Origin of the sequence: Rahnella sp. PCH160 (assembly GCF_047784855.1) — a bacterium.
Classification (GTDB): domain Bacteria; phylum Pseudomonadota; class Gammaproteobacteria; order Enterobacterales; family Enterobacteriaceae; genus Rahnella.
Window position 1 is genome coordinate 2,334,627 of record NZ_JBLOGT010000001.1, and the last position, 18,465, is coordinate 2,353,091.

An 18,465-nucleotide genomic window follows, 5' to 3' on the forward strand; every position below is an offset into this window, starting at 1 on the left:
GGACTTGTTACTGCATGAACAGCGGACTGGCTTCGGCCGGGTTCAAACAGAAAGGTTATCGATGAGCTGGATTGAACGAATTCTTAGTAAGAGCACTGACTCGCAAACCCGTAAGGCAAGTATTCCTGAGGGCGTCTGGACTAAATGTGACAGCTGCGGGCAGGTTCTTTACCGCGCCGAGCTTGAGCGCAACCTCATGGTTTGCCCTAAGTGTGATCACCATATGCGTCTTACCGCGCGTATGCGTCTGTCCACTTTCATGGACGAGGGTAGTGAGGTTGAATTAGGCAGCGAGCTTGAGCCTAAAGATGTTCTGAAGTTTAGAGATTCCAAAAAATACAAAGATCGTCTGGTTGCTGCACAAAAAGAAACCAACGAAAAAGACGCGCTGATCGTCATGAAAGGCACCCTGTTCGGTATGCCAATCGTGGTGGCTTCTTTTGAATTTGCCTTCATGGGCGGTTCAATGGCGTCTGTGGTTGGCGCCCGCTTTGTGCGTGCCGTTGAACAGGCGATGGAAGATAACTGCCCGCTGGTGTGTTTCTCTGCCAGTGGCGGTGCGCGTATGCAGGAAGCGCTGATGTCGCTGATGCAGATGGCAAAAACCAGTGCAGCACTGGCGAAATTGCAGGAACGCGGTCTGCCGTACATTTCTGTACTGACTGACCCGACCATGGGCGGCGTTTCGGCCAGCCTTGCCATGCTGGGTGACATCAATGTCGCTGAGCCGAAAGCGCTGATCGGTTTTGCCGGTCCACGCGTTATCGAGCAAACTGTTCGTGAAAAACTGCCGCCGGGCTTCCAGCGCAGTGAATTCCTGATTGAGAAAGGCGCGATCGATATGATCGTGCGTCGTCCTGATATGCGCGCCAAACTTGGCAGCGTTCTGGCGAAACTGACCGGGCAACCGGAGCCGAATGTGTCTGACGTCCATTCTGCTGTCGACGGTTCTGCCGCTGACCATCATCAGGATGCCTGATCGGATGAGGTAAAAGCCGGTCAGCTTTTCGGGCGGTAACCTGTTTTATGCCGCCCGGCACCTCCTGGCTGTGCTTTTACTCTTCGTCAGTTCTGACAACGAGGGCATTGCCTGCTATCACAGTCTGGTGATGTAGTGTCGAAGTGAACCTAACTCAGGTTGAACGGGACTCATGCAAAATCAACGTATCCCTCAAGCCACGTCGCCTTTGGCCACGTGGCTTTATTATCTCGAAAACCTCCATTCTCAGGCTATCGAGCTTGGCCTTGACCGGGTCAAAGCGGTGGCGACAAAACTCGATTTGCTGACACCTGCGCCACGTGTTTTCACCGTCGCAGGGACCAACGGCAAAGGCACTACCTGTGCGACACTGGAAGCCATTCTGATGGCCGCGGGCTACCGTGTGGGCGTCTACAGTTCCCCGCACCTTGTCCGCTATACCGAGCGCGTTCGTATTCAGGGCGAAGAATTGCCTGAATCTGCACACTGCGCCTCTTTTGCGCTGCTGGAAGCCGGGCGGGGCGATATCTCCCTGACCTATTTCGAGTACGGCACGCTGTCGGCGTTACAGCTGTTCAAACAGGCGAAGCTGGATATTGTTATCCTCGAAGTCGGGCTCGGCGGGCGTCTGGATGCCACCAATATTGTCGATGCGAATGTGTCGGTCGTCACCAGCATCGCGCTGGATCATACTGACTGGCTGGGTTCCGATCGCGAGAGCATTGGCCGCGAGAAAGCCGGTATTTTCCGCGCGGGCACGCCTGCCGTGGTCGGTGAACCGGATATGCCGCAATCCATTGCTGATGTGGCAAAAGAGAAACACGCAGAGTTGTTCCGCCGCGGTGAAAACTGGAATTTCGCGGCAAGTGCCGCAAACTGGCGCTGGACTGCTTTGCAGGATGGCGAAGAAGTCACCATACTGGACGAATTGCCGCTGCCCAACGTTCCGCTGCCGAATGCTGCCACGGCGCTGGCCGCGCTTCATTATTCGACGCTCGATATTCCTGAAGAGGCCTTACGCAATGGCTTGCAGCGTGCAGCACTGCCGGGACGTTTCCAGACAGTGAGTGAATCGCCGCGCCTTATTCTTGACGTGGCACACAACCCGCACGCCGCAGCTTATCTGGCCGGACGCCTGGCTGAACAGCCGCGTAATGGCGGGAAAGTGCGTGCGGTGGTGGGAATGTTGAAAGACAAAGATATTGCCGGTACGCTGGCTTGTCTGTCGCCTCAGGTAGATGAATGGTATTGCGCACCGCTGGAAGGGCCGCGTGGAGCCAGCGTTGAAGAACTGGCCTCCCACCTGCCTCAGGCGCGCCGGTTTGATGATGTGGAGTCTGCCTGGAGACAGGCAATGCAGGAGGCGGCTCCTCAGGATATTGTGATTGTCTGCGGTTCGTTCCACACCGTAGCGCACGTTATGGATGCTATAGATACGGGGAAAACCAGTGGCTAGTAAGTTTCAAAATCGTCTGGTCGGGACGGTCATTCTGGTGGCGCTGGGCGTGATCATTTTGCCCGGTTTACTCGACGGCAAGAAAAAGCATTACGAAGACGAATTTGCGTCCATCCCATTGGTGCCAAAAGCGGGTGATGTTGAGGAGCAGGATGCCATACCGCCTGTGACCCAATCATTGCCGGCTCAACCGCCGGAAGGCGCAAATCAGGCCATGAACGGGGCGCAGGACATCGACAATGCGGCGACCAATACCAATGCCGCCAATCATGGCAACGTAGCGCCGGGGAATACGACGGTCGAAGCACCGCCGGTCACGACGCTGCCTGAACAGAAGAAACCGGTGCAAGCTGCGCCAGTGAAACCGGCGCCTCAGAAACCCAAAGTGATCGAACCGAAACCGCTGGCTGAAGCTAAACCGGTGGCGAAACCGAAACCGGTCGAACAGCCGAAGCCTGTTGAACAACCTAAAGTTGTTGCTGAGCAGCCTAAGCCGGTCGAACAACCGAAAGCGGTTGAACAGCCTAAGCCTGTGCCGGAAGAGAAAGCGCCGGCAGGTCAGTCTTATGTCGTTCAGCTCGGTGCATTGAAGAATGCGGCGAAAGCCACTGAGATTGTCGCGACTTTGCGGCTGTCGGGGTTCCGCGCTTATTCCGTTCCGGCGACACCGGTGCAGGGGCAAATCACGCGGCTTTATGTCGGCCCGGATGCGTCAAAACAAAAACTCGAAGCTTCACTCCCTCAGTTGCAACAGCTGAGCGGGTTAGGCGGACAGGTGCGTTCTTATTCGGCGCGCTAACTAAACTCCCTCCCCTGCGAAGGGGGGGTAGGCGCCGATCGCGTCTCCCCTGAAAAGGAAGGCGACAGGCGTGATAAAAACACAAAAAATACCAGGGAGGGCACAAGCGATTTGTGCCCTTTTTCTATAAGATCGCCGGGTTGGGTTTTTATAGGTTTATGCTGCGGTTGAGGTTTTTTTAATCGCTATTATTAATTTGTCTGACCGGCTGATTTCCGCTACGCAAACGTTTTCTTTTTCTGTTAGAATTCGCAGCGATTTGGATGCCGGGGTAGACGCGACTAGATTAGACACTGGAATTGTTAATGGTCTGGATTGATTACGTCATCATTGCGGTTATCGGATTTTCTGCCTTAGTCAGTTTAATCCGTGGCTTTGTTCGCGAGGCTTTATCACTGGTTACCTGGGCTTGCGCCTTCTTTGTTGCCAGTCATTATTACCCGTATCTCGCCATCTACTTCACGCGTTTCGAAGATGAGTTAGTTCGAAACGGGATCGCAATTGCCATCTTGTTCATCGCGACGTTGATCGTAGGTGCAATTGTCAACTATGTGATCAGTTCACTGGTTGAAAAAACCGGGTTGTCCGGCACTGACAGGGTGTTAGGTGTGTGCTTCGGCGCACTGCGCGGTGTGCTTATTGTCTCCGCGATGCTGTTCTTCCTGGATACCTTCACCAGTTTTTCGCAAAGTGACGACTGGAAACAATCCCAGTTGATCCCACAGTTCAGTTATATCATCAGGTGGTTCTTTGACTACCTGCAGAGCACGTCGAGTTTCTTGCCAAAACATATTTAGTTCTGGCAGCGCTGAAGAGGAAAAGACAACATGTGCGGTATTGTCGGTATCGCCGGTTTCATGCCGGTAAACCAGTCGATTTATGACGCGTTAACGGTGTTACAGCACCGTGGGCAGGATGCTGCTGGCATCACCACCATCGATGCCAATAACAATTTCCGTTTACGGAAAGCCAATGGCCTGGTGAAAGATGTTTTTGAAGCCCGCCATATGCAACGCTTACAAGGCAACATGGGTATCGGCCATGTTCGCTACCCAACGGCTGGCAGTTCCAGTGCCTCAGAAGCTCAACCTTTCTACGTCAACTCTCCGTTCGGCATTACACTGGCCCACAACGGTAACCTGACCAATGCTCACGAATTGAGAAGCAACCTGTTCGAAGGCCAGCGCCGTCATGTGAACACCACTTCCGATTCTGAAATCCTGCTCAATATCCTGGCGAGTGAACTGGACCGTTTCCAGCATTACCCGCTGGAAGCTGACAACATTTTCGCCGCCGTGGCTGCCGTGAACCTGAAAATTCGTGGCGCTTATGCCTGTGTGGCGATGATCATCGGCCACGGTATGCTGGCGTTCCGCGATCCGCACGGTATTCGTCCGCTGGTTATCGGTAAACGCACGCTGGAAGATGGCCGCAATGAGTATATGGTGGCCTCTGAGAGCGTGGCGCTTGATACGCTGGGCTTTGAGTTCCTGCGTGATGTTGCGCCGGGCGAAGCGGTGTACATTACCGAAAAAGGCCAGCTGTTTACCCGCATGTGTGCTGATGATCCGCAGTACAACCCGTGCCTGTTCGAATACGTGTATTTTGCCCGTCCCGACTCGTTTATCGACAAAATTTCCGTCTACAGCGCTCGTGTTCGTATGGGTGAAAAGCTGGGCGCGAAAATTGCCCGTGAATGGGAAGATCTGGATATCGATGTGGTCATTCCGATTCCGGAAACCTCCTGCGATATCGCACTGGAAATCGCACGTATCTTGGATAAACCGTACCGTCAGGGTTTTGTGAAAAACCGCTACGTAGGCCGTACCTTTATCATGCCGGGTCAGCAGGAACGCCGTAAGTCTGTACGTCGTAAACTGAACGCTAACCGTGCTGAGTTCCGTGGCAAAAACGTTCTGCTGGTCGATGACTCTATCGTGCGCGGCACCACCTCTCAGCAAATTGTTGAGATGGCACGTGAAGCCGGTGCACGACGCGTCTATCTGGCCTCAGCCGCGCCGGAAATTCGTTTCCCGAACGTCTACGGTATCGATATGCCGAGCGCTAACGAACTGATTGCACATGGTCGAGAAGTCAGCGAAATCAATCAGATCATTGGTGCTGATGCGTTAATCTTCCAGGATCTCAGCGACCTTATCGCTGCAGTGAAAGAAGACAACACTGATATCGAGAAATTTGAGTGTTCCGTATTCGACGGTATTTACGTCACCAAAGACGTTGACCAGGACTATCTGGAATACCTCGAAGCGCTGCGCAACGATGATGCTCAGGCATTACGTGGCCAGCAGGAAGCTGAAAACCTCGAAATGCATAACGAAGGCTGAAGCCTTTGAAATGCGCCCGCTCAGGCTGAAAGGCCGGGCGGGCGCGTTATTGTTGTTCCCTCCGCCTGTCTTCCCCGTTCAAATTCCCGTGCCTTAAGGTTGCCAATTCTCCGGCATTCCGGCAAAGTCAGACCCATTCTCCGGCGTGTATACTTCTTCATACTGATTGTTTCGCGCGAATTTCCTGAGGCAGTGTTTATGAAACGACTTATTGTCGGTATTTCCGGCGCGAGTGGCGCGATTTATGGCGTCCGGTTATTGCAGGTGCTGCAAAGCGTGCCTGATATCGAAACCCATCTGGTGATGAGCAATGCCGCCCGCCAGACACTGACGCTGGAAACGGATCTGACACTGCGTGATGTTCAGGCGCTGGCCGATGTGGTGCATGATTCCCGCGATATCGCCGCCAGTATTTCCTCCGGTTCATTTAAAACGATGGGCATGGTGATTTTGCCCTGCTCAATCAAAACCCTTTCCGGCATTGTGAACAGCTACACCGACGGCTTACTGACGCGCGCGGCTGACGTGGTGCTGAAAGAAAGGCGTCGTCTGGTGTTGTGCGTTCGCGAAACCCCGCTGCATTTAGGGCATTTACGGTTGATGACGCAGGCCGCCGAACTGGGCGCGATTATCATGCCGCCGGTTCCGGCCTTTTATCATCGCCCAGCAACCGTGGAAGATATCATCGATCAGACCGTCAACCGGGTGATCGACCAGTTTGATATTGAGCTTCCTGAAGACTTATTTGTTCGATGGCAGGGCAGCCACTAAACTTTCCCACCGCGATACGCACCTCTTTCGCGCAATTCCGTTACATTGCACCAATGATGATCACAATTTGATTCATTCAGGTGCAATGTTCGCGAGCGCTTCAGCTATTCTTCCTTCAGACCTTTGAAAACTTTCATTATCCCGATGCTTTTTTGAACGGTTTTCGTTCTTCATGAGTTGAAAATCACCTTACGGAGAAACGGCACGGAACGTGCATGAGAAAACCTGGCCAAAAAGCCATTTGCGCCGTTCAGCAAACTATAAAAAGACGTTCATTCACGCACACACAATCACAACAGATGAATAATCACTGAGGCTACTGTATGAAAAAGTTGTTCAAGGTTCTTCCGCTGGTTCTGGTCTTAGCCAGTGCAGGTAGTGCATTTGCTGCCGTGCCTAAAGCAATTAATATCGGTACTGATCCGACTTACGCGCCCTTCGAGTCAAAAGACTCCAGCGGCAAGCTGGTAGGTTTTGATATCGATCTGGCAAACGAGATGTGTAAACGCGCTGCCATCAAATGTACTTACGTTGAAAGTGATTTCGATGCGCTGATCCCTTCCCTGAAAGCGAAGAAAATTGATGCGATCATCTCGTCCCTGTCGATCACTGAAAAACGTCAGCAGGAAATTGATTTCACAGAAAAACTGTACGCCGCTAATGCCCGTCTGATCGCGCCAAAAGGCTCTAAAATTCTGCCAACGCTGGATGCGCTGAAAGGCAAAAACGTCGGTGTGTTGCAGGGTTCTACTCAGGAAGCGTATGCCAACGCATTGTGGCAGCCAAAAGGCATCAACGTGGTGGCTTACCAGAACCAGGACCTGATCTACGCCGATCTGGCTTCGGGTCGTCTGGATGTGGCTTTCCAGGATGAAGTGGCAGGCAGCGAAGGCTTCCTGAAACAAGCCGCCGGTAAAGATTACGCGTTCGCCGGTCCTTCCGTGAAAGACGATAAATTCTTCGGTGTAGGGACAGGTATGGGGCTGCGTAAGAACGAAACCGATCTGCAAGCTGCGCTGAACAAAGCGTTCGACAGCATGCGTAAAGATGGGACTTACGACAAACTGGCCAAAAAATACTTCGACTTTGACGTTTACGGCGGCTGATTTGCGCTGTGAGATGTGCCAAAGGGAGCGGTTCGCCGCTCCCTGCGGTTCTGACGCAGGCTTTAATCTGGCCTGCGCCGGGATCCACTGAAGACAGGAAAACTACATGCTGTATGGGTATTCCCAGGTAATTATCCAGGGCACATTGGTGACACTGGAGCTGGCGATTTCGTCAGTGATTTTAGCGTTGGTGATCGGGCTTATCGGGGCTGGCGGGAAACTGTCAAAGAGTCGGGTTATTTCGGGTTTTTTTGGCTGTTACACCACGCTTATTCGCGGCGTCCCTGACCTGGTGTTGATGTTGCTCATTTTCTACGGATTGCAGATTGCGCTTAACAGCCTGACTGAATCCCTCGGCTTTTCTCAGATTAATATCGATCCTATGAGTGCGGGTATTATTACCCTCGGCTTTATTTACGGTGCCTATTTTACCGAGACGTTTCGTGGTGCTTTTATGGCGGTTCCTCGCGGCCAGATTGAAGCCGCGACGGCGTTTGGGTTTAGCGGTTCGCAAATTTTTCGTCGTATCTTATTCCCGGCCATGATGCGTTTTGCACTGCCCGGAATTGCCAATAACTGGCAGGTTATTTTGAAAGCCACCGCGCTGGTGTCCTTGCTCGGCCTGAATGATGTGGTGAAGGCGACGCAGCTGGCAGGTAAAGGCACGTACCAGCCTTTCTACTTCGCGATTGTCGCGGGTGTGGTTTATCTGATTTTTACGACGTTGTCGAACGGCGTACTGGTTTGGCTTGATCGCCGCTATTCGCTGGGTGTGAAGAGGGCGGATCTATGATCGAAATTTTACAACAATACGGCATGTCCTTGCTGTACAGCGACGGCTACCGATTTACCGGCCTGGCAATCACGTTGTGGCTGTTGATCAGTTCCGTGGTGATAGGCGGGTTGCTGGCGGTGCCGATGGCTGTGGGCCGCGTTTCCTCCAACAAATTCATCCGTTATCCGATCTGGCTGTATACCTATATTTTTCGCGGCACGCCGCTGTATGTTCAGTTGCTGGTGTTTTACTCCGGGATGTACAGCCTGGAAATCGTGCGCGGCACTGATTTTCTCAATGCGTTCTTCCGCAGCGGCCTGAACTGTACGATCCTCGCGCTGACGCTGAACACCTGTGCTTATACCACCGAGATTTTTGCCGGGGCGATCCGTTCAGTTCCGCATGGTGAAATAGAAGCGGCCAATGCCTACGGTTTCTCGCGCTTTAAACTGTATACCTGCATTATTTTGCCGTCGGCTCTGCGCACGGCGCTGCCCGCGTACAGCAACGAAGTGATTCTTATGCTCCATTCCACCGCGCTGGCCTTCACCGCGACGGTGCCGGATGTGCTGAAAATCGCCCGTGATATTAACTCCGCGACCTATCAGCCTTTCTACGCATTCGGGATTGCGGCGGTGATTTATCTTTGTGTTTCTTTTGTCCTGATTGGTCTGTTCCGCAAGGCGGAAAAACGCTGGCTGGCGCACGTTAAGCCTCAGTCAAGCCACTGATAAAAATAACCATTGCGGATATAAATATTATGCCAGAAAACAAATTAGCGGTTCTCGACTTACACAAACGCTACGGTGACCACGAAGTGCTGAAAGGCGTGTCTTTGTCTGCCAATGCGGGCGATGTCATCAGCATCATCGGTTCATCAGGTTCCGGGAAAAGTACCTTTTTGCGCTGCATTAACTTCCTGGAAAAACCCAGCGAAGGTTCGATCAGCGTAAATAATCAGGATATCCGTATGGTGCGTGACACCGACGGACAACTGAAAGTTTTCGACAAAAAACAGCTGCAACTGCTGCGCACCAAACTGACGATGGTCTTCCAGCATTTCAACCTGTGGAGCCACATGACGGTACTGGAAAACGTCATGGAAGCGCCGGTTCAGGTGCTGGGATTAAGCAAAGCCGAAGCGCGTGAACGTGCGGTGAAATACCTCGATAAAGTGGGCATCGACGCCCGTGCGCAGGGAAAATATCCTGTGAACCTGTCAGGCGGTCAGCAGCAACGTGTATCTATTGCACGAGCGCTGGCGATGGAGCCGGAAGTGTTGTTGTTTGATGAACCGACGTCAGCGCTGGACCCGGAGCTGGTGGGCGAAGTATTGCGTATCATGCAAAAACTGGCAGAAGAGGGGAAAACCATGGTGGTGGTCACACACGAAATGGAATTTGCCCGTCACGTTTCCAGCCATGTGATTTTCCTGCATCAGGGCGTTATCGAAGAGCAGGGCGATCCGGGTGAAGTCTTTGGTAATCCGAAAAGCGCCCGTTTACAGCAGTTCCTGTCCGGTGCGTTGAAGTAATAAAAACGCCCTCCCCTGCGAAGGGGAGGAGCAAGACAAAAGGCGAGTCGAATCAGCCTTTCGCGGCCAGCAGGCAAAGCTGTTCGGTCAGTTCATAGGATTTCACAAACGAATTCACCGGCAGAAACTCATATTTCGAATGGAAATTATGCGCACCAGTGAAGTAGTTTGGCGTCAGTAACCCTTTCGCTGAGAGCGCTGCACCGTCAGTGCCGCCGCGCATCGGGATCACTTTTGGATCAACGCCAATCTCTTTCAGACCCGCAAAAATCAAATCAATCGCACGCCGGTCTTCACCGATGGCGCTGCTGATATTGCTGTAGGTGTCGCTGATTTCAACCGACACTTTTGCCGTCGGATATTGCGCGGCAATGTCTTTCGCGACATCCTGAATCTTCTGCTTACGGGCGGCAAAACTGGCGCTGTCGAAATCACGGATGGACGCGTTCAGCGTAGCCCCTTGCTGCGAGGCGCTCATGCCGTTGAACCACACATAACCTTCGCGGCCTTCGGTGTTTTCCGGCGTCTCGGCCCGGTCGAAATGGCTGATGAAATCCTGCGCCATCAGCAGCGGGTTCACCAGCACGCCTTTGGCTGACATCGGGTGCGCGGTGACACCGGTAAAGGTAATTTCAGCGGCAGCAGCGTTGAAGTTTTCGTATACCACTTCGCCGAGCTCGCAGCAGTCGATGGTGTAAGCGAAATCCACATCAAAACGGGCGAGATCCAGCGCTTTTGCACCGCGCAGGCCAATCTCTTCGTCAGGCACAAAGGCCACCACGATATCGCCGTATTCCTGATCCGGACCGAGGTTTTCCAGCAATGTCATCACCACGGTAACGGCCGCTTTATTATCCGCGCCGAGCACGCTGGTGCCGTCGCTGAAAATAATTTCTTCGCCCTGATACGGTAAAATTTCCGGCCTTTCCGCAGGACGCAGCCAGATATTCTGTTCTTTGTTGAGACACAAATCCTCGCCGGTAAAACGCAGTGTTTGCGGGTGAATGTCCGGGCGCAGCCCGACATCCACGGTATCAATATGCGTAATGAAACCGATGCGCGGGCCGCCTTTTTTTGTGCCCGGCTTGACCGCTGTGACGGTCGCATGCTCGTCAATCTGAATGTTTTCCAGACCGAGCTGATGCAGCTCATCGGCCAGTAAACGCGCCATATCATGCTGCCCCGGCGTACTGGGGAGTGTGGTCGCGCTGGCGTCACTTTGTGACGTCACGGAGAGATAGCGGTAGAAACGTTCGGTAAGCTGTTTTGCGATTGGTGTCGACATCTTGACCTCTGAATGATCGCCAATAAGGTGTGTTGTTATAAGATTTTCATATATAACAAAGCATTACTAGGTGTTATTCAGATGTTAATCTGTTTTTGCTTTATGTTCCACGATGAAGAAGATCTAAACACTCTCCGGACAGGGAAAATAGGGAAAAGAATGAAACACAACATCTTAAAAATAAGCACAGGTTTACTGGCATTAGCCATCACCGGCGGCGTCTCGGCGAAAACGCTGGTTTACTGCTCTGAGGGTTCGCCGGAGCAATTCAACCCGCAACTCTACACCTCGGGCACCTCGGTGGATGCCAGCGCCGTGCCGATTTACAACCGTCTGGTGGATTTCAAAACCGGCACGACGGAGCTGGTGCCGAGCCTGGCGGAAAGCTGGGATGTCAGCCCGGATGGCAAAACCTACACGTTCCATCTGCGCAAAGGCGTGAAGTTCCAGAGCAGTAAGCTGTTTACGCCGACCCGCGATTTTAATGCTGACGACGTTATCTTCTCGTTCATGCGCCAGAAAGACGAAAATAATCCTTACCATAAAATTTCCGGCGGCACGTATCTGAACTTCGACAGCCTGAAACTGGGTGATCTGATTGGCAGTATCGACAAGGTGGATGATTACACCGTACGCTTCAATCTGACCCGCCCGGAAGCGCCTTTCGTGGCGGATCTGGCCTGGTATTTCGCGTCGATCCTCTCGGCAGAATATGCCGATCAGATGCTGAAAGCCGGTACGCCTGAGAAGTTGGATCAGAACCCGGTCGGCACAGGCCCGTTTGAGCTGGTGCAATATCAGAAAGACACGCGTCTGCTGTACAAGGCGTTCCCGGATTACTGGCAGGGCAAATCTAAAATTGACCGTCTGGTGTATACCATCACGCCGGATGCCGCGATGCGTCTCGCCAAGCTTGAGAAAAACGAGTGTCAGGTGATGCCGTTCCCGAACCCGGCCGATCTCGACCGGTTGCGCGCCAATAAAGACATTAACCTGATGAGCAAGTCCGGCCTGAATACCGGTTTCCTGTCGTTTAATACCCAGAAGCCGCCGCTGGATAACGTGAAAGTGCGTCAGGCGCTGAGCATGGCGATCAATAAGCCACAAATCATTGAAGCGGTGTTCCGCGGTACAGGCACCGCAGCCAAAACGCTGCTGCCAACGGGTGTCTGGGGTTATAACGATAAGGTTGCCGACTACGATTATTCGCCGGAGAAAGCCAAAGCGTTGCTGGCAGAAGCCGGCATGCCGAACGGTTTTGATATCGATCTGTGGGCGATGCCGGTTCAGCGTCCTTACAACCCGAATGCGCGCCGCATGGCGGAGATGATTCAGGCCGACTGGGCGAAGATTGGTGTGAAGGCGCACATCATCAGTTTTGAGTGGGGTGAGTATCAGACGCGTATCCGTAACGGCGAACACATGGCCGCGCTGATGGGCTGGACAACCGCCAACGGTGACCCGGATAACTTCTTCGGCCCGCTGTTTACCTGTAATGCGGCGAAGGGCGGTTCAAACTCCGCGAAATGGTGCTACCCGCCGTTCGACCAGCTGATTACCGAAGCCAAGGAAACCACCGATCATGCGAAGCGTGTCGCGCTCTACGAGCAGGCGCAGCAGATGATGCATGATCAGGCTCCGGCGGTGATGATCGCGCACTCGACGATTTTCGAACCGGTTCGTAAGGAAGTGAGTGGATATGAGATTGACCCGTTTGGGAAACATGTCTTTTATCAGACGGATATAAAGGAGTAGGGCCTGCGGCGGCGAGTACTAGATCGAGAATATTTCGGTTTTTCAATAGCGGTGTTCGCTTAACTCAGGTCAAAACCTTGGGTTGCCACCCAAACCGGCAAGACCTTGGGCTCGCCGCCCAAACTGGCCCAAAGGGCGCGTTAACGCGCGCGCCCTCTGGACACCCGCGCTTTTCAACTGCGCGCTGCCGCTTGCTGGCTATGTTTCAGCAACTCCGGCTAGTGCCGCAAACGCCGCCGCTGCGCGGTACTTTCGCTTCGGGTTCGAACCTGCTCGGAAAAGACTCTCGCCGTTTCTCACCTCTCACTCAACGTCGTTTTGAAAGCGGCCACAAACTTTCTAATTCGCAACCTCACTGCGGATTGCTACTTAAAAATGCCGTTGAATTTAGATAAGCCTCCAGCCGCTTTCAGAAAGCTTGCCGCGCGAAGAGTTTCGAGACCCATGGCTCGAAACCGAGAAAGGTAACCGCGCAGCGGCAAGATTTCGCGGCTATAACTGTGGCATCTGAAACATAGCCAGCGAGCGGTAGCGCGCAGTGAAAAGACGCGAGAGATCCAAGAGAGGCCCGTCCTGGCCTCTTTTGGGCGGTTTCGGCGCGGTGAGTTAAGCGATCACCGCAATTGAGAAACCGAAACCACCTCGATCAGCTTTTAGCGCGCCTCACTGCAAGTGAAAAATCCGCTCGAGCGGGTCGAAGGGCTGCCGGCCCTTCACTTAAGCAAATCCTCGAGTGCTTCCTTCAACTCCTTATGTCGGTAGGTAAATCCCGCGGCTTCGAGTTGTTTCGGCAACGCCCGCTGCCCGCCAAGAACCAGCACCGCTGATTCCCCCATCAGCAAACGTATCACCGGCGCGGGCGCGCGCATAAACGCCGGGCGGTGCAGGACTTCACCGAGCAAGGCGCTGAACTGCTCATTACGGGCTGGATAAGGCGAAACCATATTGAACGGGCCGGAGAGCGTTTCGTGCGTCAGCAGGAAAATAATCCCATCAATCATGTCATCAATGTGGATCCACGGCATATATTGCTGACCATCGCCCAGTGGGCCGCCCAGCCCGGCGCGGAAAGGCAACACCATTTTGGCCAGTGCACCGCCTTTTTTCGCCAGAACAATGCCGGTACGCAACAGGCAAACGCGGGTGCGCGGGCTTTCGGCTGCCAGCGCCAGTGCTTCCCAGCGTGCGCACAGTTGCCAGGTAAACTGCTTATTCGGCGGTTCATCCTCAGGCACCAGCGCCTGACCCTGGTCGCCGTAATAACCGACGGCGGAGCCGGAAATAAAGACCGAAGGCGGCGTCTGGCTGGCATTGATCAACGTCGCCAGTTTTTCTGTTAACTGCCAGCGGCTTTCGCACAACAAGGCTTTATGTTCTTTTGTCCAGCGCTTGTCGGCAATCGGTTCGCCCGCCAGATTAATCACCGCGTCAAAACCGTCCAGCGTTGTTTTGCCGCCGAGGGTTTCCCAGATCGGAACCTTTGGCCCCAGCAGTTTTGCCGCACGTTCAGGCGCACGGCTTAACGCGGTAATCTGATGAGATTGCTCGAGAAGCCGTTCCGTCAGTTTACGGCCAATGAGCCCGGTAGCGCCGGTAATCAAGATCTTCATATCGTGATCCTTAACTGTCTGAATACGCGGATGAACTGTCTCTAATCATAGATGAGTCATCGCCATTAACTCGCGATATGGAGCACAATTAGGAATTATTTTTTCTGCGGAATTCAGAACGCCTCCGGCAGACACCGGAGGCGAAAGAGATTATTGCACTGAAACCAGCGCGTAAGCTTTTTGAGTTGCGGGACGCGCTTTGACACGCTCGAACCAGTTGCGGATGGCCGGGTATTGCGCCAGATCAATACGCTGACGCTCGTGCGCCACCACCCACGGGTACGTGGCAATATCCGCGATGCTGTAATGATCACCGGCGATATACGCGTTTTTCTCCAGCTGGCGGTTCAGAACGCCGTACAGACGCCGCGTTTCCTGAAGGAAACGTTCGATGGCGTAAGGCACCGGCTGCGGGGCGTAATGTGTAAAGTGATGGTTCTGGCCAAGCATAGGACCAAACCCGGCAACCTGCCAGTACAACCATTCCAGCGTCGCAGTGCGTTCGCGCAGCTCTTTGCTCAGGAATTTGCCGGTTTTTTCTGCCAGATACTGCAAAATGGCACCGGATTCAAAGACGTTGACGGGCTCACCGCCATCAACAGGCTGGCTGTCGACAATGGCCGGGATTTTGTTGTTCGGGGATATCGTGAGGAATTCAGGCTTGAACTGGTCTCCGGCGCTGATATCCATGCGATGGAGCCGGTATTGCAGGCCACTCTCTTCAAGAAAAAGAGAAATTTTATGGCCATTAGGTGTTGGTGCGTAATAAAGATCAATCATATTGCCTCCTGCGTTGTTTTAATCACTCTTGGCGATTTGCGGGGCGAAATGCGCCTATGTGTTACTGCTAATCACAAGCTTTTTATCTGAGTTAATAGGGTATCATAACGTGAGTGAATAGAAGTCTAAGTCGGAGTTGTCTGATGGCAAACTTTGCGTGATAACTTAGCTTTTAGCTTGCATCAACGCACCCATAGCTATTGAAGCCACCCTGCAGACCCAGATAGAATCTCCGAACATTATCGACGTGTTGCAAAATGACTGCGCACAGACTTATTGCGCACAGACCCGCGCTTAAAAGAGAAGGTTCATCGGATGTCAGAACAAGAGCAAAACATCAGTACGGATGAATGGGTAGATATCGTCAATGAAGAAAACGAGGTCATTGCCCAGGCCAGCCGACAACAAATGCGCGCTCAGGTCCTGCGTCACCGTGCCAGCTATATTGTGGTTCATGACGGCATGGGCAATATTTTGGTTCAGCGTCGTACTGAAACCAAAGACTTCTATCCGGGCTGGCTCGATGCCACCGCCGGTGGGGTGGTGCAAAGCGGTGAAAATATTCTTGATTCTGCCCGCCGTGAAGCAGAAGAAGAGCTGGGTATTGCCGGTGTTCCCTTTGCAGATCACGGGCAATTCTACTTTGAAGAAGAAAATAAATGCCGCGTTTGGGGCGCGCTGTTCAGCTGCGTTTCACACGGGCCTTTCGCTTTGCAGGAAGAAGAGATTGATGCGGTTCGCTGGATGACGCCGGAAGAAATCACGGCGCGCTGTGATGAATTTACCCCGGATTCCCTGAAGGCATTGTCTCTGTGGATGACGCGTAACAATGAAAAAGAACACGGTAAACCGCTGACACGTGAACCGGCTGCGTTAGCCCCGGAAAGTGCGCAGGATGATAACAGCGCGCACTCCGAAGGTGACGCGGAGTAAGGCAGCTGGCGGGCGATGCTGAGTCGTCCGCGGCTTTTCTAGCAACTGTCCCGCTTACACAATGACGACGCGATCGTCACTTCTTCCCATTCTTCGTCATGAATTCTCGCCAGCAGTGCCTGCGCGGCGCGTATCCCAATTTCTTTGTGCGGAATGGCAATCGTGGTCAGCGGCGGCTGGCAGACTTTGCTCACATCTGCATTACCAAACCCGACGACGGCCAGGTCGTCCGGCACTTTGATGCGCCGGCGCTGGCATTCGTACAGCGCACCGCACGCCATCTCGTCGGAAACGCAAACCAGTGCGTCAATTTCCGGCCAGGCGAGCAGGAACTCCGGCAACTGCTGTGCGCCGGTTGAGAAGCAGGCGGGTTCAGCGGCGTTTATCACGCGATGCGGCGACATATGCGCCTTCAGCATCGCCTTACGCCAGCCTTGCAGATGCTGCTGGAAAATCCACTGTTCCTGATTGGCGCACAGCATACCAATATTCTGATAGCCCTTCGCGACCACGGTTTGCGTGAGCAGAAACATGGCTTCGACGTAATCAATACCAATGTTCATGTCTATCGGGGAATCGGTCAGCGCACCGATTTCAAGAACCGGAATGGTCAGGTTATCCAGCCACTGGCGCACGTTGGCGGAGTGCTCGACCGACAGCAAAATGGCGGCCGCCAGATTATAGGAGAGCAGGGTTTCCAGCAGCTTCTCTTCGCGCTCGATCCGGTGCTGGGATTCCGCCAGCATGATCTGATATCCGGCGGGTTGCAGCACTTTTTGCAGACCAGCAAACATCTCGGCGCAGCCTGATTCGGACAGGCTCGGCACAATCATCGCAATGGTATTGGAAGAGGCGGAGGCCAGCGAACTGGCAGCCTGATTGGGCAGATATCCCAGCTGGCTGACCGCTTCTTCGATTTTTTCCCGCAGCTTATCGGAGACCTGTTCCGGTGTTCGCAGCGCACGGGAAACGGTCATGCTTCCCACGCCCGCAAGCTGCGCGACATCGGCCAGCGTCACTCTTCCGGTACTGCGTCTTTTTTTGTTGATGGACATTCACGATCCTGGCTGCGCATCTTGCGCAAAAATTATACCCGCAGGCATAGCGAAAAAAACAGGCCGCAGCAGGACCGGTGTCGAACAGGAACCACGGCAGAATTCGGTAAATTATCGGCAATTTCCAGACAAAGTATACCGTTATTTCTGTGGCCGGAGGGCTGATGGTTCCGTCGCGGAACTATTTTTGATAGCGCTATCACAGTTCTCAATGATAGAAGCTTGGTAGCGCTATCTTTGTGAGTTGTATCACAGATGTTAACGCTATCGCTGAAGTAGAGTCTGGATCGTGGGTGGTGTCTGGGGGAAATTCGACACGCCATCTTAAAAAAATAAACCGGAGCCATAACTATGCTGAATGAGTGGCTGACTTCTGAGAGGATTCAGATCAGAACAGATATCACGGACTGGCGAGAAGCTGTGCAAGTGAGCGCTGAACCGTTGCTGAAGGAAGGGACGATTACACCCGATTACCTGACGGCAATTTTTGCTCAGCGGGAAAAACTGGGCCCGTATTTTGTTCTGGCACCCGGCATTGCGATGCCACACGCCAGGCCGGAAGAAGGCGCTAACGGATTAGGGTTGTCATTGCTGACATTGCCACACGGGGTGAAGTTTAATTCGGAAGATAACGACCCGGTGTATACGGTGGTGATGTTATCTGCACCGGATAAGCACAGTCATATTGAACTTATTTCCGAACTGGCAGAATTGTTTTCCAGCGAAGAAGATATGCAGAAAATATTCCAGGCCAAAGCATTACATGAAATACAGGAAGTCATCGCCCGTTATTAATTTTGGTTAAGTGCTATACCGTTAATTTAAACAGGACGGCGATTTCACTCTCAGAAAAAAAGTGTTTTTCATATGCATTATCCTGCGTAGCGGGTACGTATGCCCTACGCGTTAAAAAACAGATAAAGATCAGGTGAATTTATGAAGATTATGGCGATTTGCGGTTCCGGTTTAGGCAGCAGCTTTATGGTCGAAATCAATATCAAGAAAGTCCTGAAGAAATTAAACATTCAGGCCGATGTTCAGCACTCAGATTTGTCATCGGCTATCCCTGGCGAAGCGGATCTGTTTGTCATGGCGAAGGACATTGCCGCCAGCGCCAGTATTCCGGAAAACCAGCTCGTGGTCATTACGAACATTATTGATATTAATGAACTTGAAACCAAACTGATTGCGCATTTTGAAAAACACCCAGTGTCCTGATCGTCACTGAATAACCCTACAAATAAAATCAATATTTTCCCAAAATAATTCGAATTGCAGGAAG

The 18,465-nt window shown here is 52.9% G+C and carries 18 protein-coding genes; 14 read left to right on the forward strand and 4 right to left on the reverse strand.

The window, feature by feature from the left end:
• The first annotated feature begins 61 nt into the window (after positions 1 to 61).
• The 10 genes from accD to hisP all read left to right on the forward strand — a co-directional run bounded on the left by accD (position 62) and on the right by hisP (position 9,765).
• Entirely contained in the window at positions 62 to 979 is a 918-nt protein-coding gene (gene accD, locus ACM5QY_RS10965) for an acetyl-CoA carboxylase, carboxyltransferase subunit beta (RefSeq protein ID WP_416120650.1), read from the forward strand.
• A gap of 172 nt (positions 980 to 1,151) precedes the next feature.
• The gene (gene folC / locus ACM5QY_RS10970; protein ID WP_416120651.1) at positions 1,152 to 2,435 is read left to right on the forward strand and encodes a bifunctional tetrahydrofolate synthase/dihydrofolate synthase; all 1,284 of its coding nucleotides are present in this window, start codon (positions 1,152 to 1,154) and stop codon (positions 2,433 to 2,435) included.
• Positions 2,428 to 3,234 (forward strand): cell division protein DedD, encoded by an 807-nt coding sequence (gene dedD, locus ACM5QY_RS10975; RefSeq protein ID WP_416120652.1) that lies wholly within the window; start codon positions 2,428 to 2,430, stop codon positions 3,232 to 3,234. The genes folC and dedD overlap by 8 nt, the downstream gene beginning before the upstream one ends.
• A gap of 305 nt (positions 3,235 to 3,539) precedes the next feature.
• A complete protein-coding gene (gene cvpA, locus ACM5QY_RS10980) occupies positions 3,540 to 4,031 on the forward strand; it encodes a colicin V production protein (RefSeq protein WP_104921249.1) in 492 nt (163 codons plus the stop codon).
• 30 nt (positions 4,032 to 4,061) lie between these two features.
• Positions 4,062 to 5,579, forward strand: a complete 1,518-nt coding sequence (purF, locus tag ACM5QY_RS10985) for an amidophosphoribosyltransferase (RefSeq protein ID WP_104921250.1) — start codon at positions 4,062 to 4,064, stop codon at positions 5,577 to 5,579.
• A 198-nt stretch (positions 5,580 to 5,777) separates the two neighbouring features.
• Positions 5,778 to 6,350 (forward strand): UbiX family flavin prenyltransferase, encoded by a 573-nt coding sequence (locus ACM5QY_RS10990; protein WP_416120653.1) that lies wholly within the window; start codon positions 5,778 to 5,780, stop codon positions 6,348 to 6,350.
• Positions 6,351 to 6,673: 323 nt separating this feature from the next.
• Complete coding sequence (gene argT / locus ACM5QY_RS10995) at positions 6,674 to 7,456, forward strand: lysine/arginine/ornithine ABC transporter substrate-binding protein ArgT (protein WP_416120654.1); 783 nt, start codon at positions 6,674 to 6,676, stop codon at positions 7,454 to 7,456.
• Positions 7,457 to 7,562: 106 nt separating this feature from the next.
• Positions 7,563 to 8,249, forward strand: a complete 687-nt coding sequence (locus ACM5QY_RS11000; RefSeq protein ID WP_416120655.1) for a histidine ABC transporter permease HisQ — start codon at positions 7,563 to 7,565, stop codon at positions 8,247 to 8,249.
• A complete protein-coding gene (locus ACM5QY_RS11005; RefSeq protein WP_416120656.1) occupies positions 8,246 to 8,962 on the forward strand; it encodes an ABC transporter permease in 717 nt (238 codons plus the stop codon). The genes ACM5QY_RS11000 and ACM5QY_RS11005 overlap by 4 nt, the downstream gene beginning before the upstream one ends.
• Before the next feature lie 29 nt (positions 8,963 to 8,991).
• Positions 8,992 to 9,765, forward strand: coding sequence for a histidine ABC transporter ATP-binding protein HisP (hisP, locus tag ACM5QY_RS11010; protein WP_101076125.1), 774 nt, complete (start codon positions 8,992 to 8,994; stop codon positions 9,763 to 9,765).
• A gap of 52 nt (positions 9,766 to 9,817) precedes the next feature.
• On the opposite strand, the gene pepT is transcribed toward hisP, so the two are convergent.
• Positions 9,818 to 11,050, reverse strand: a complete 1,233-nt coding sequence (gene pepT, locus ACM5QY_RS11015; protein ID WP_416120657.1) for a peptidase T — start codon at positions 11,048 to 11,050, stop codon at positions 9,818 to 9,820.
• A gap of 159 nt (positions 11,051 to 11,209) precedes the next feature.
• On the opposite strand from pepT, the gene ACM5QY_RS11020 reads away from it, so the two are divergent.
• Entirely contained in the window at positions 11,210 to 12,805 is a 1,596-nt protein-coding gene (locus tag ACM5QY_RS11020) for an ABC transporter substrate-binding protein (RefSeq protein WP_416120658.1), read from the forward strand.
• Between the two features lie 713 nt (positions 12,806 to 13,518).
• Here ACM5QY_RS11020 and ACM5QY_RS11025 read toward each other — a convergent pair.
• Positions 13,519 to 14,415 (reverse strand): TIGR01777 family oxidoreductase, encoded by an 897-nt coding sequence (locus ACM5QY_RS11025; protein WP_416120659.1) that lies wholly within the window; start codon positions 14,413 to 14,415, stop codon positions 13,519 to 13,521.
• 150 nt (positions 14,416 to 14,565) lie between these two features.
• Positions 14,566 to 15,195, reverse strand: coding sequence for a GSH-dependent disulfide bond oxidoreductase (yfcG, locus tag ACM5QY_RS11030; protein WP_416120660.1), 630 nt, complete (start codon positions 15,193 to 15,195; stop codon positions 14,566 to 14,568).
• Between the two features lie 315 nt (positions 15,196 to 15,510).
• On the opposite strand from yfcG, the gene yfcD reads away from it, so the two are divergent.
• Positions 15,511 to 16,128 carry an NUDIX hydrolase YfcD gene (yfcD, locus tag ACM5QY_RS11035; protein WP_416120661.1) on the forward strand — a complete coding sequence of 206 codons (618 nt, stop codon included), beginning with the start codon at positions 15,511 to 15,513 and terminating at the stop codon, positions 16,126 to 16,128.
• A 38-nt stretch (positions 16,129 to 16,166) separates the two neighbouring features.
• On the opposite strand, the gene ACM5QY_RS11040 is transcribed toward yfcD, so the two are convergent.
• Positions 16,167 to 17,183: a LacI family DNA-binding transcriptional regulator gene (locus tag ACM5QY_RS11040; protein ID WP_416120662.1), complete on the reverse strand. Its 1,017-nt coding sequence runs from the start codon at positions 17,181 to 17,183 to the stop codon at positions 16,167 to 16,169.
• A gap of 351 nt (positions 17,184 to 17,534) precedes the next feature.
• On the opposite strand from ACM5QY_RS11040, the gene ACM5QY_RS11045 reads away from it, so the two are divergent.
• Positions 17,535 to 17,978, forward strand: a complete 444-nt coding sequence (locus ACM5QY_RS11045; RefSeq protein WP_416120663.1) for a PTS sugar transporter subunit IIA — start codon at positions 17,535 to 17,537, stop codon at positions 17,976 to 17,978.
• 141 nt (positions 17,979 to 18,119) lie between these two features.
• On the forward strand, positions 18,120 to 18,401 hold the full coding sequence (locus tag ACM5QY_RS11050; RefSeq protein WP_104921260.1) for a PTS sugar transporter subunit IIB: 282 nt from the start codon (positions 18,120 to 18,122) through the stop codon (positions 18,399 to 18,401).
• Positions 18,402 to 18,465 lie beyond the last annotated feature (64 nt).

Excerpts from the sequence above, each read along its gene's own strand:
- accD (WP_416120650.1), top strand. The coding sequence starts at position 62 with ATGAGCTGGATTGAACGAATTCTTAGTAAGAGCACTGACTCGCAAACC.
- folC (WP_416120651.1), top strand. The coding sequence starts at position 1,152 with ATGCAAAATCAACGTATCCCTCAAGCCACGTCGCCTTTGGCCACGTGG.
- cvpA (WP_104921249.1), top strand. The coding sequence starts at position 3,540 with ATGGTCTGGATTGATTACGTCATCATTGCGGTTATCGGATTTTCTGCC.
- purF (WP_104921250.1), top strand. The coding sequence starts at position 4,062 with ATGTGCGGTATTGTCGGTATCGCCGGTTTCATGCCGGTAAACCAGTCG.
- ACM5QY_RS10990 (WP_416120653.1), top strand. The coding sequence starts at position 5,778 with ATGAAACGACTTATTGTCGGTATTTCCGGCGCGAGTGGCGCGATTTAT.
- argT (WP_416120654.1), top strand. The coding sequence starts at position 6,674 with ATGAAAAAGTTGTTCAAGGTTCTTCCGCTGGTTCTGGTCTTAGCCAGT.
- ACM5QY_RS11000 (WP_416120655.1), top strand. The coding sequence starts at position 7,563 with ATGCTGTATGGGTATTCCCAGGTAATTATCCAGGGCACATTGGTGACA.
- ACM5QY_RS11005 (WP_416120656.1), top strand. The coding sequence starts at position 8,246 with ATGATCGAAATTTTACAACAATACGGCATGTCCTTGCTGTACAGCGAC.
- hisP (WP_101076125.1), top strand. The coding sequence starts at position 8,992 with ATGCCAGAAAACAAATTAGCGGTTCTCGACTTACACAAACGCTACGGT.
- pepT (WP_416120657.1), bottom strand. The coding sequence starts at position 11,050 with ATGTCGACACCAATCGCAAAACAGCTTACCGAACGTTTCTACCGCTAT.
- ACM5QY_RS11020 (WP_416120658.1), top strand. The coding sequence starts at position 11,210 with ATGAAACACAACATCTTAAAAATAAGCACAGGTTTACTGGCATTAGCC.
- ACM5QY_RS11025 (WP_416120659.1), bottom strand. The coding sequence starts at position 14,415 with ATGAAGATCTTGATTACCGGCGCTACCGGGCTCATTGGCCGTAAACTG.
- yfcG (WP_416120660.1), bottom strand. The coding sequence starts at position 15,195 with ATGATTGATCTTTATTACGCACCAACACCTAATGGCCATAAAATTTCT.
- yfcD (WP_416120661.1), top strand. The coding sequence starts at position 15,511 with ATGTCAGAACAAGAGCAAAACATCAGTACGGATGAATGGGTAGATATC.
- ACM5QY_RS11040 (WP_416120662.1), bottom strand. The coding sequence starts at position 17,183 with ATGTCCATCAACAAAAAAAGACGCAGTACCGGAAGAGTGACGCTGGCC.
- ACM5QY_RS11045 (WP_416120663.1), top strand. The coding sequence starts at position 17,535 with ATGCTGAATGAGTGGCTGACTTCTGAGAGGATTCAGATCAGAACAGAT.
- ACM5QY_RS11050 (WP_104921260.1), top strand. The coding sequence starts at position 18,120 with ATGAAGATTATGGCGATTTGCGGTTCCGGTTTAGGCAGCAGCTTTATG.